Genomic DNA, 11,102 nt, shown 5'->3' with positions numbered 1-11,102 from the left:
GACCAGTTTGGTAAAAAAGTGAGAACATCCGATGAGGTGCAGAATTTTTTCTGCACCTTGTCGGTGTTTTGTAATTCTTGAAAGAATTCATTTTGTGAAACTTCTGTGAATCTTTTTCAAACTGGTCACGATCTGACCAGTTTGGGTTGTAGAATAAAAATACATCGGAAAGGGGGTGAAAGGCATGGGTCTCGTAGAACGGCGAGAAGAGATTTTGAAATTACTGATTTCCCGTCGGAAAAGCACAGTTCCAATTTTAATGCATGAATTTCATGTTTCAGAAAAAACGATTCGCCGGGACATACGAGCACTCATGCTGAAATATCCCCTTGAAACTTTTAGCGGAAACGGTGGCGGAGTACAGATACCGGAATGGTATGCTCCAAATAAAAATCTGCTGTCAAAAGAAGAAGTTACAGTTCTGGAAGAACTGCTGCAAAAGGCGGATGTATACCAAAGCCGAATACTAAAGCAAATTCTTGCCAGATTTGGTCCAGATACATATCGTCCATACAAAGCATAGGAGAAAAAGTGAAAGAAGTTCTAAAAATCCCCCTTAAAGCAACTCTCTATCGCCATCAACAATCCGCCTGCCACTTTGCCTGCGAACGCTTCGGCATCCTGCCCTCAGAGACACACAGTAATGGCGTGGCACTGCTCATGGAAATGGGCTGCGGAAAGACCATCACCAGCATTGCCATTGTTGGAATTCTGTATCAGTATCGTCATATCAGAAGAATCCTGATCACAGCACCACTGTCCATTCTCTCTGTCTGGGAACAGGAATTTGCACGTTTTGCTGCTTTTCCATATCAGCTGACTGTTCTGAAAGGCAGCAGTACACAGAAAAAAGAACAGCTTTCCAAGCTGCATGGGAATGATTTGCAAATCGCTGTTGTCAATTATGAATCTGCATGGCGATTGGAGAAAGAACTGCTTGCCTTTGATGCCGACCTTATCATTGCAGACGAGGCACACAAAATCAAGGAAAACCGCACTGCACAGTCTAAAGCCATGCGCCATCTCGGAGACAAGTCAAGATACAAGCTGCTTCTGACCGGTACACTTATTACCAACAAAGAACTGGATGTCTTTTCCCAGTACCGCTTTCTGAACAAAGAGATTTTCGGGACAAGCTTCTATGCTTTTCGCAGTCGTTATTTCGATATGTGCGGATACGGCAATCACATTCCGGTTTTCCGAAAGCAGATGATGGATGAATTCCTGCAAAAACTGCATTCCGTTGCCTATCGTGTAACTAAGGCAGAATGTCTGGATTTGCCTCAAATTACCGAGGAGATACGCACGGTAGAACTAGAACCGAAAGCAATGAAACTATACAAGCAGCTGGAAAAAGAAAGCTTTGCGGAACTTGCAGGTTCGGAAATTTCGGCAGTAAATGTGCTGACAAAAATGCTGCGTTTGTCGCAGATGACAGGCGGCTATCTCACAGACGATGCCGGAAGTATCACTTCTGTCAGCACAGCAAAACTGGATGCTCTGTCCGATATTCTGGACACCATGCTTGCAGAAGGAAAAAAGCTGGTCATTCTGGCAAGGTTTGCACCGGAACTGGACGGCATTCAGGAACTGCTGAAACGAAAACAGATTGGCTATGCGTCTGTGCGTGGCGGTGTTTCTGACCGTGCAGAGGAAATCCGGAGATTTCAGAAAGATGCAGACTGCCGTGTATTTGTTGGGCAGATTGCAGCGGCAGGACTAGGCATTACTTTGACAGCAGCATCCACTATGGTGTTCTACAGTCTGGATTATTCCATGTCTAACTTTGAACAGGCAAAAGCAAGAATCCACAGAGTCTCTCAGACAGAGAACTGCCTGTACATTTATCTGATTGCAAAGAATACTGTGGATGCTAAAATCCTCCGTTCTCTGCGGGATAAGGTGGATTTAGCGAGAACGCTGGTAGACGATTATCGGAACGGAATGAACCCATTTCAGGAAGGAGTTTGAAATGCAAACACAGAATATGTATGAACTTGCGGAGCATCTGAAACAACTCCGTGAGGAAAAGAAGAATGCAGAACAGCGATTGAAAGAAATTAACGCTGAAATTGAACAGGCAGATTATCAGCTTTCTATGCTGATGGCAGAAACAGAAACGCAGAATTTCACCCGTGCAGGAACGATGTTTGCCCTGACCACCAAAACCCGTGTTTCTGCCATGGCAGGACGTAAGGATGAATTATATGCGGCTCTGAAAGAAAACGGCTACGGTGATCTGGTCTATGAGACGGTCAATGCAAATAGTCTGTCAGCTTTTGTGAAAGAACAAATTTCTGAAAACCAAGATCACGTTCCTGACTGGCTGAACGGTCTTGTCCATGTCTATGAGCAGACCGCTGTGTCTGTCCGTAAATCCACAAAATGAAAGGAATCAGAACAATGAAAAAGGAATTGATGGCAAATCACACAGGCTTTCTCGCTTTGCAGGATCCGAATTTGCGTGAGGTGATGTCGGAGGAAATGGACGGACTTTCCGCTGCTTTTGAACGGATCAAGATCCCATCCGGCGGCGGTGTGATGTTTGAGATCCCCGGTGAGAATCCGGAGGAACCGGACACGGTAAAAACGTTTTCCGCTGTGATCCTCTATCAGCATTCTTTGAATGCCTACTACCAAAGCGAATATCAGGGAGGCTCCAATCCGCCTGACTGCGGCAGCTTTGACGGACATCATGGGGAAGGAACGCCCGGCGGAGATTGTGGTACCTGTCCGCTGAATCAGTACGGTTCCGGGAAAAACGGTGCAAAAGCCTGCAAGAACCGCCGCCGTCTGTATTTGCTTCGGGAAGGTGACATTTTCCCGGTGATCCTGTCTTTGCCCACCGGTTCTCTGAAAGCCTTTACCCGTTATCTGATGCGTGTGATCCCCAAATACAAGAATTCCAATGCTGTGGTAACAAAATTTACACTGAAAAAAGCAGTCAGCGGCACTGGCATGAGTTATTCCCAGGCACAGTTTGCCGTAGAACGGGCATTGTCTCCGGAAGAATATCCGCTGATCGCAGCTGTGACAGAACAGGTCAAGGCTCTTAGTAAAAATGTGGGCTATGATACAGAAGATGCACTGCGTGTGGACCCGGAAACCGGCGAAGTCATGGAGCCGCTGAATTAAGGAGAATGCTATGGAGAATTACAGATGTGTCACTTCGGTGCAGGAAATTCAGCAGTATATCGGCAATGCCGCCGTTGTGGCTTTTGACTATGAAACTGCACCGGGTGAGCCTTACCGCATCGAAGAAAAGGCAGCTCTTGATCCGGCAAAAAGTCATATTGTCGGGTGCAGCTTTTCCGCCAAAGAGCATACGGGGATCTATGTTCCTGTTGCTCATAAAATTGGAAGAAACATGGATGGCATTGCTTTTTTTCGATTTCTGCAAAACTTTCTCACAAACAAAAATATCGTCAAAGTTGCTCACAATATCGCCTTTGAATCTGCAATATCCTGTCAACAGAATATCGTCATACAGCCGCCGGTGTATGATACCATTTGTGCAGCACAAATGACCTTGAAAAGCAACTACGCATTTCGCAAACTTGCTGACAGCGGTCTGAAAAAACTGGCGGAAGAATTGTGTCATGAACGGCTGCCCACTTTTTCGGATGTTACAAACGGCAGACACTTTGACGAACTGGGTGCACAGGATATGGAAACAATACGCTATGGCTGTGCGGACTCTGATTTTGCACTGCGGCTGTATCATATTTTCAACAGCTGGTTTGACCGTTTTCTGCCGAAACATCGGTATCTTGTGGAACAGATCGAATCACCGACAGCGGTGTATCTCGGTATGATGAAACACAACGGCGTGCCTGTGGATGTAGACTTGATGAAAGAGCATCAGCAGAAGGCAGAACAGCAAATGCAGCGTATCCGGAATGAGATTACAATGCTCATTGGCGATGTTCCGATTGGTGCAAACTGCAGCACTAAAGCTTTCAAGGAGTATCTGTATCAGACTTTACAGCTGCCTGTTATGAAAGTCACAGCATCCAACAGAGAAGCAGCAGACGATGCCACAATGATCCTGCTGAAGGAATGGTGTGATGCCAACCGTCCGGAACTTTCTCCTTTGTTCACACTGGTACAGGAATACCGGAAATGGAGCAAGATCAAGTCTACCTACATTGACGGCTATCTGAAATATCTGAATTCTGCAACGGGCAGGATCCATCCGGATTTCTTTGCATTGTCCACCGAAACAGGCCGCATGAATTGCCGCAATCCCAATTTACAGAACTGTCCCAGAAAAAGCAACGATCCCATCGGTGTCCGTAACTTTATCCAGGCTCCGGAAAATCATCTGATCTTGTCTCTCGATTTTTCGCAAATCGAACTGCGTGTGGGAGCATTCTACTGCCGGGACAAGACGATGATGGAAACCTATCAAAACGGCGGGGATATTCATGCGGCAACGACTTCTGTCATTTTCGGCTGTACCTATGCAGAAGCACAAAACAAGCATCGACCGGAATACAAGGAACAGCGTACCATCGCCAAGAACGTGAACTTTGGCACATTTTACGGGCTATTTCCAAAGGGACTGCAGAGCACATTGAAGTTCAAGGCAGGCGTAGAGAAATCTATACCGGAATGTGAAGAAATCATTCGCAATCTGAAGGCTGGCTATCCGGCTTTGACGGTCTGGCAGAATGAAACAAAGATGACCGCAAAGCAGAAACTGTATACAGAAACCTGGCTGGGACGCAGAAGGTATCTTCCCAATATTCGCAGCGACAACTGGGGACTGCAGTCCTTTGCGGAACGATGTGCCTTGAATACCCCGATTCAGGGAACGGCTGCGGATATTCTGAAGCTGGCAATTGTCCGTATTTTAGAAGGACTGCCGTCACGCCCATGGCTGAGACCGATCCTGCAGATTCACGATGAACTGACGTTTCTCATTCCGAAAGACAGATTGCAGGAAGCAGTGGCTTTTGTGAAAGGTTGTATGGAACAGCAGCCGTTTCCGGAGTTTGATCTGCCCCTTGTGGCAGAAGCATCTGCCGGAGAAAGCTTCGGCAATTTAGAGGAACTGGAGGAATGAACTTGGCAGAAACACACAACAAGGAAGGATACTTCTCGCCGACCGAATTTGAAGCAATGAAAAGAATAGAGAGCGAGGAGAAAAAAGCACGGAGACTGGCGGCATTCCGACCGCTTGTATATATCTGTTCTCCCTATCGTGGCAATACCAATGAAAACATTGAAAATGCCCGGAAATACAGTCGTTTTGCGGTAGTACATCACAGTATTCCCATTGCACCGCATTTGCTTTTTCCGCAGTTTCTGGACGATACCCTAGGGGAAGACCGGCAAACTGCAATGTTCATGAATCATGTGCTTCTGACAAAATGTGTCCAGCTGTGGGTATTCGGCAGCAGCATTTCTGAGGGCATGGCACAAGAGATCCAATGGGCAAAACGCAGGCATATGCCGATTCGATATTTCACAGAAGAGATGGAGGAAGTTGTATGAACATATCGGCACAGGACGTGATCAATGCGATCTTTCATCCGGATGATACCGTATGTCTGCGTATTTTTGATGATAGGAAAGAAGGCATCTTTACCGGTGCAAAAATGTCTGTAGAAGCAGGAAAATTCTTTGCAGTGGAGTCTACACTGAAAGAACATAACCAGAAAAATCATGGCATCTTTTTTGTGGTAAACTCCGGTGGTCAGACCGATGACAGCATTACTCGCATCAATGCACAGTTTGTGGAGATGGACGATAAAACTTTCGAGGAACAGCAGGCACTCATCGATGCGTTTCCGCTGCCGCCGTCTATGGTCATTCAGACCCGAAAATCGCTGCATACATACTGGTTTGTCAAAGAGGCAAAGGTGTCATTGTTTCGCCCCATTCAAAAGGCACTGGTGCAGCATTTCGGCGGAGATCCTGCCTGTGTCAACGAAAGCCGTGTCATGCGTCTGCCGGGATTCTATCACTGCAAGAAAGAACCGATCTTGGTGGAGTGCATCTCGTTTCACCCGGAACGAAGATACACACAGGAACAGCTGATAGAAAGACTGCCTGTTTCGCAAGAAGCAGAAGAACAACCGAAAGTACCGCTGCATGGAGAACAGAAAGGAATCGGCGTTGTAGAAGCAGAATGCGATTTTATCAAGTACTGCCGTGACAATGCAGCTGCACTTTCTGAACATGACTGGTATGCGATGATCTCCAATTTAAGTGTGTTTGAAGGCGGTGCAGCGGTCATACATCGATACTCCAAGCCGTATCCGAAGTATTCTTTTGAAGAAACGCAGAATAAGATCCAGCATTTTCTTCGCAGCGGAACAAAACCTATGACCTGTCGAACCATTGCAGAGAAAGGCTTTTCCTGCCCAAAGCTGCAAAGTGGACAGTGCAGCTGTAAATCTCCTGCGGCTCTGTGTTTTCAGCCGCTTTCCATTGATGGCATTCGGGCACTGCTACAGCAGCAAAAGGTGCAAAATGCCGTGGTGGAAGATTTGCAGACTGCACGAAACTTTGTGTCGGAATATCTTTACAATGTGGACAGCGTGACTGCCGAATCGATGATCCATTACGATTTAAAGCAGCATTTCGGCTTCAAAAATGCAGATGTCAAGCCGCTGCTTGCCCTGCAAAAAGAACTGTACAAAGCATTTCAAAACAAATCCGAAACACGGAAGCATCGCTCCGGCATGGAAATTCCCGACTGGTATGAAATGACAGAACGGGGTCCGAAGTTTCTGCCCGGTGTGCTTGCAGAATACATGACACAGAATGCCCCCGTGTTTTATTCTGCCGAGCAGTATTATTGCTATGAAAACGGCGTTTATCACAGCATTACGGAACTGACAGCAAGAAATATGGTACGGGATAAAATGTTGACCAGATACACAAAGCTGTCTCAGATCAATGATACCGAAGGACAATGGAAGATGCAGGTGCAGAAGGATATTCGGGAACTCAATCCCAATCCCTATCTCATCAATGTGCGAAATGGCCTGTACAATGTGCTGGACGAAACCTTATCGGAACACACCGCAAAGTATCTGTCTACAGTACAGCTGAATGTGAGATATATGTCCGATGCAAAGTGTCCCAGATTTCTGCAGTTTCTGCATGAATCCGTGGAGGAGGATCAGGTGACGCTGATTCAGGAGATGCTGGGCTACTTTCTCATTCCGGTCAATCATGCCCAGAAGTGCTTTATCATTGTGGGAAAAGGCGGTGCCGGAAAATCGGTGCTGCTGCGGGTACTGAATGAACTGCTGCTAGGAAAAGAAAATGTGTCCAATGTAGCATGGCAGGCATTGAATGATCGATTCAAGACTGCAGAACTTTTTGGCAAGTGGGCGAATATCTGTGCAGAGCTGCCCACAAGGGGCATTGAAGACAACGGTATTTTTAAAGCACTGGTCGGTGAGGATTACCTGACGGTGGAAAAGAAAAACAAGAATCCCTTTTCTTTTCAGCCCTATGCGAGGCTGCTCTTTTCCTGCAACAGCATTCCGAAGAACTATGGGGACAAATCGGAGGGCTTTTACCGCCGTCTGATCATTGTCCGGTTCAATCATTCTGTGCCGGAGGACAAGCGAGATCCGGAACTTCTGGAGAAGTTCCGCTGTGAAGCAGATGGGATCTTTCAATTTGCCTTAGAAGGACTGCGGCGGCTGATGCAGAATCATTTTCATTTTTCAGAAACAAAGGCAAATGCACAGGAACTCCAGAAATACCGGGAGGACAGCAACAGTGTGCTGGCGTTTGTTCGGGACTGCTGTACTTTGCAAATGGATGCAGAAGTGGGAAGAATGGAGTTCTTTGCACGGTATAAAGCATACTGTGACAGCTGCGGCATGGCTCCATACAGTCAGCAGAATTTCAACAACGAACTGGAAGCAAATTTTCCCACGGTTGTGAAAGCAGCAGACAGAACCGGAAAACGGAGAACGTGGAGAGGCATCAGCTTTTCAGAAAGCCATGTGTAGCTTGCCAGGGGAGAGGTCTGCACAGCTTTCTGACAGGGTTTACAGGCTTTGCAGGGAATTCCCGTAATCTTTTATATATTTCCTATTTTATATCCCCATATATTTTCTCATTTTTTATGAGTATAATAGAAATTTCCCTGTAAAATCAGTAAAGAGGTAAGAGGTGAGCAGTTTGAAAGAAGCGGATATCGTAAGGGCGATTTTGAGGTATCTGAAAACCGTACCGAATTGTTTTTGCTGGAAGGAGCATGGCGGGATGTATGGAACGGCAGGAATCCCCGATGTGATCGCCTGCATTGGCGGCAGGTTCTTTGCCTTTGAAGTAAAAACGGAGAAAGGAAAAGCAACTGCTTTGCAGGAATCGGCTCTTCGCAAAATACAAAAATGCGGCGGAAACGCTGTCATCGTCCGTTCTGTGGAGGAGGTAAAAAGAATGCTGGAGGAGATCACGGCATGACAGCAAAAGAATACATGAAACAGGTACAAAGACTTCTTAGAAGGATTGACCGAAAACAAAAGGAAGCAGATGCTCTTCGTCAGAAACTTTCTTTTCCCAAATCACCTGCCTATTCTGATTTGCCCAAACCCGTATCGCCGGAATCCCACACCGTGGAAAGCGGCGTTTCTCAGATCTTATCCTTGGAGGAAGAAGTAAAGACTGCAAAAAAGGAACTGGAAGCTCTGAAAGCAGTTTTTGATACTGCGATAAAAGCCGTCACAGATACGGAGCATCATGATATTCTGGCAAAGCGTTATCTGGAATTCAAGGACTGGAATCAGATCGCAGAAGAAATGGGATACAGTAAACCTTCCTGTTATCGTTTGCACCGGGAAGCCTTGGCAGGGATGAAAAGTTGATAGTTCATGATAGTTCATAACACTTGATGATAGTTCGCATATGTGGTATACTGTAAAGTAGGAAAACAGGAGAAAGCGAAACAGCCTTTGCGGAAGAAATTCTGCGAGGGCTGTTTTTCGTGTCCATAAAGGAGAATCGATATGCTTGCAAAAGAAGTTTTAAGAAACAGTATGGATCTAAACAGACGCATCAAGGAACAGAGTGTGATTTATCAGGATTGGAAAGCTATGGCGATGGAAATCGATGAAGATGAAATACATGAGATCGTGGAGGCAGCTTGGGACGATCTGATTGCATCGATTCGGTTGAAACGGAAGCTGGAAGAACTTATCATGGCAAATCACAATGCCGACCAGCGTGAGATCCTTCGTTTGCGGTATCTTTACGCTGCAACATGGGATGCCATTGCAGATGAACTGAATGACAGCGTTGCCTGGGTGAAGGAACAATACCAAAAAGCATTGAAAAAACTCTCTGCAGAAACCACAGAGAGTTGCAAAGGCTGTGACTGCTGTGCCGAAGAAATGTAAGAAGCCCTGCAAGCACCCAGGCTGTCCCAATCTGACAGACGGTTTGTATTGTGCAGAGCATCAGCCCCTGCACCCAGACCGACCGTCTGCTGCCAAGCGTGGCTATGGCAGCAGGTGGCAGCGGCTCAGCAAGGCGTACCTGCGGAAGCATCCGCTGTGCGTGAAGTGTATGGCACGGGGACGGTTCACAGCAGCAACTGTAGTCGACCATATCATTCCTCACCGTGGTGATCCGCATCTGATGTGGGATGAAAGCAACTGGCAGGCTCTTTGCAAGTCCTGCCATGACCGCAAGACATGGACGGAAGACCAAAATCCCGTCTATCGGTATTGATTGTGTCTGAAATGCTGCCGGTGGGGGGATAAAAATCTCTAATTGTGAATTTTTTACAGACCGGCGTTCCCTCTCATACACAAAAACCAAGGTTCAAACGGGGGATTAACCCCGAAAATATGAAAACAAGCCGAAACCTACGCAGTTTCGGCTGCTTTTCTCTCAAAAGGCAGGTGAAATCAGATGGCAAAAGACGGTACAAGAAGAGGCGGCAGACGAGTTCGTGCAGGCGATAAGCCAAAAGCCCTCTCCGACAAAATCGCAGAGGGCAAGGACGCAGATATTATGGAGTTTCATGCTCCGGAATTGGACGCAGATAATCTGGACGATGCCGCTGATTTGACCGGTGCGGATATGCCAAGCCCCAGTGCATACTTGTCTGCCCAGCAGAAGAACGGAAAACCGCTGGGAGCAGACATTGTGTACAAAGAAACGTGGCTTTGGCTGAAACAGCGTGGCTGTGAAAAGCACGTCAACAAACGGTTGCTGGAAAGCTATTCGCAGGCATTTGCCCGATTTGTACAGTGTGAAGAAGCCCTCAGTACCTATGGACTGCTGGGAAAGCACCCGACCACCGGCGGCGTTATTGCCTCCCCGTTTGTGCAGATGAGCCAGACATTTCAGAAACAGGCAAATTTGCTCTGGTATGAGATTTTCGATATTGTGAAACAGAACTGTACGACCAAATTTGACGGCACACCGCAGGATGATTTGATGGAACAGCTTCTGAGCAGCAGAAAGTGAGAAATACATGAAAGCAGATACTCAGTTCTGGCGAGATCTGAAAGCCAATCGCCAGAAGATGACCAAACAGCAATACAGAACCATTAAGGGACAGGCAGTCAGCGGAAAAGTGCTGGATGCCAGAAAAGGTTTACAGAAAGTTTTGAAGCGGAGGAATGGAGCATGACCACAACTACAGAATTTCAGCTTGTTGATATCGACAAGTTAGTGCCATACGCCAACAATGCCAGAACGCACAACAAGGAACAGATCCTGAAACTTCGCTCTTCTCTGCGTGAGTTTGGATTTGTCAATCCCGTCATTATCGACCGGGAATACAATGTGCTGGCTGGACATGGACGCATTATGGCGGCAAAAGAAGAAGGCATTGCAGAAGTCCCCTGTGTGTATGCCGACCATCTGACAGAAGCACAGAAGAAAGCGTATATTCTTGCTGACAACCGGATGGCGTTAGATGCCGGCTGGGACGAAGAACTGCTTGCTGTTGAGATGGAAGAGTTGCAGAATCTCGGATTTGACCTGGGTTTGACTGGTTTCGATGAATCTGAAATTGCTGACCTTTTCGACATTAACAGTGATGAAGCAAAACAGGATGATTTTGATGTAGACGCAGAACTGGAAAAGCCCTGCAAATCGAAACTCGGCGACATCTG

At 46.7% G+C, this 11,102-nt stretch carries 14 protein-coding genes; all 14 read left to right on the top strand.

The genetic code is table 11. The features are described 5' to 3' along the window. The first annotated feature begins 184 nt into the window (after window positions 1–184). Window positions 185–523, top strand: coding sequence for a DeoR family transcriptional regulator (locus DXB92_RS12335; protein WP_021683271.1), 339 nt, complete (start codon window positions 185–187; stop codon window positions 521–523). 8 nt (window positions 524–531) lie between these two features. Further along, on the top strand, window positions 532–1,971 hold the full coding sequence (locus tag DXB92_RS12330) for a DEAD/DEAH box helicase (RefSeq protein ID WP_242986686.1): 1,440 nt from the start codon (window positions 532–534) through the stop codon (window positions 1,969–1,971). A 1-nt stretch (window position 1,972) separates the two neighbouring features. Further along, entirely contained in the window at window positions 1,973–2,389 is a 417-nt protein-coding gene (locus tag DXB92_RS12325; RefSeq protein WP_117734102.1) for a hypothetical protein, read from the top strand. Window positions 2,390–2,403: 14 nt separating this feature from the next. Beyond that, window positions 2,404–3,135 (top strand): hypothetical protein, encoded by a 732-nt coding sequence (locus DXB92_RS12320; RefSeq protein WP_117734101.1) that lies wholly within the window; start codon window positions 2,404–2,406, stop codon window positions 3,133–3,135. Window positions 3,136–3,145: 10 nt separating this feature from the next. Further along, window positions 3,146–5,068 (top strand): bifunctional 3'-5' exonuclease/DNA polymerase, encoded by a 1,923-nt coding sequence (locus DXB92_RS12315; protein ID WP_117734100.1) that lies wholly within the window; start codon window positions 3,146–3,148, stop codon window positions 5,066–5,068. Continuing rightward, window positions 5,065–5,499 carry a DUF4406 domain-containing protein gene (locus DXB92_RS12310; protein ID WP_117734099.1) on the top strand — a complete coding sequence of 145 codons (435 nt, stop codon included), beginning with the start codon at window positions 5,065–5,067 and terminating at the stop codon, window positions 5,497–5,499. Before DXB92_RS12315 ends, DXB92_RS12310 begins: the two co-directional genes overlap by 4 nt. Next, complete coding sequence (locus DXB92_RS12305; RefSeq protein ID WP_117734098.1) at window positions 5,496–7,982, top strand: phage/plasmid primase, P4 family; 2,487 nt, start codon at window positions 5,496–5,498, stop codon at window positions 7,980–7,982. The genes DXB92_RS12310 and DXB92_RS12305 overlap by 4 nt, the downstream gene beginning before the upstream one ends. A 172-nt stretch (window positions 7,983–8,154) precedes the next feature. After that, window positions 8,155–8,439, top strand: coding sequence for a VRR-NUC domain-containing protein (locus DXB92_RS12300; protein WP_117734097.1), 285 nt, complete (start codon window positions 8,155–8,157; stop codon window positions 8,437–8,439). Further along, complete coding sequence (locus DXB92_RS12295; RefSeq protein ID WP_117734096.1) at window positions 8,436–8,840, top strand: hypothetical protein; 405 nt, start codon at window positions 8,436–8,438, stop codon at window positions 8,838–8,840. Before DXB92_RS12300 ends, DXB92_RS12295 begins: the two co-directional genes overlap by 4 nt. A 141-nt stretch (window positions 8,841–8,981) precedes the next feature. Further along, entirely contained in the window at window positions 8,982–9,371 is a 390-nt protein-coding gene (locus DXB92_RS12290; protein WP_021683262.1) for a sigma factor-like helix-turn-helix DNA-binding protein, read from the top strand. Beyond that, window positions 9,355–9,705 (top strand): HNH endonuclease, encoded by a 351-nt coding sequence (locus tag DXB92_RS12285; RefSeq protein ID WP_117734104.1) that lies wholly within the window; start codon window positions 9,355–9,357, stop codon window positions 9,703–9,705. Before DXB92_RS12290 ends, DXB92_RS12285 begins: the two co-directional genes overlap by 17 nt. A 183-nt stretch (window positions 9,706–9,888) precedes the next feature. Next, window positions 9,889–10,449 carry a P27 family phage terminase small subunit gene (locus tag DXB92_RS12280; RefSeq protein WP_117734095.1) on the top strand — a complete coding sequence of 187 codons (561 nt, stop codon included), beginning with the start codon at window positions 9,889–9,891 and terminating at the stop codon, window positions 10,447–10,449. Window positions 10,450–10,456: 7 nt separating this feature from the next. Next, window positions 10,457–10,615 carry a hypothetical protein gene (locus DXB92_RS13840; protein ID WP_022427385.1) on the top strand — a complete coding sequence of 53 codons (159 nt, stop codon included), beginning with the start codon at window positions 10,457–10,459 and terminating at the stop codon, window positions 10,613–10,615. Beyond that, on the top strand, window positions 10,612–11,102 hold a 491-nt coding region (locus DXB92_RS12275), incomplete at its 3' end, for a ParB/Srx family N-terminal domain-containing protein (protein ID WP_181977068.1). The genes DXB92_RS13840 and DXB92_RS12275, both read left to right, overlap by 4 nt.

Origin of the sequence: Ruminococcus sp. OM06-36AC (assembly GCF_003438725.1) — a bacterium.
Classification (GTDB): domain Bacteria; phylum Bacillota; class Clostridia; order Oscillospirales; family Ruminococcaceae; genus Ruminococcus_C; species Ruminococcus_C callidus.
The sequence above is the reverse complement of the archived record's forward strand: the minus strand, read 5'-3'. Positions and strand labels throughout refer to the sequence as shown.

Coding starts and splice junctions, on each gene's coding strand:
- DXB92_RS12335 (WP_021683271.1), top strand. CDS start 185: ATGGGTCTCGTAGAACGGCGAGAAGAGATTTTGAAATTACTGATTTCC.
- DXB92_RS12325 (WP_117734102.1), top strand. CDS start 1,973: ATGCAAACACAGAATATGTATGAACTTGCGGAGCATCTGAAACAACTC.
- DXB92_RS12320 (WP_117734101.1), top strand. CDS start 2,404: ATGAAAAAGGAATTGATGGCAAATCACACAGGCTTTCTCGCTTTGCAG.
- DXB92_RS12315 (WP_117734100.1), top strand. CDS start 3,146: ATGGAGAATTACAGATGTGTCACTTCGGTGCAGGAAATTCAGCAGTAT.
- DXB92_RS12310 (WP_117734099.1), top strand. CDS start 5,065: ATGAACTTGGCAGAAACACACAACAAGGAAGGATACTTCTCGCCGACC.
- DXB92_RS12305 (WP_117734098.1), top strand. CDS start 5,496: ATGAACATATCGGCACAGGACGTGATCAATGCGATCTTTCATCCGGAT.
- DXB92_RS12295 (WP_117734096.1), top strand. CDS start 8,436: ATGACAGCAAAAGAATACATGAAACAGGTACAAAGACTTCTTAGAAGG.
- DXB92_RS12290 (WP_021683262.1), top strand. CDS start 8,982: ATGCTTGCAAAAGAAGTTTTAAGAAACAGTATGGATCTAAACAGACGC.
- DXB92_RS12280 (WP_117734095.1), top strand. CDS start 9,889: ATGGCAAAAGACGGTACAAGAAGAGGCGGCAGACGAGTTCGTGCAGGC.
- DXB92_RS13840 (WP_022427385.1), top strand. CDS start 10,457: ATGAAAGCAGATACTCAGTTCTGGCGAGATCTGAAAGCCAATCGCCAG.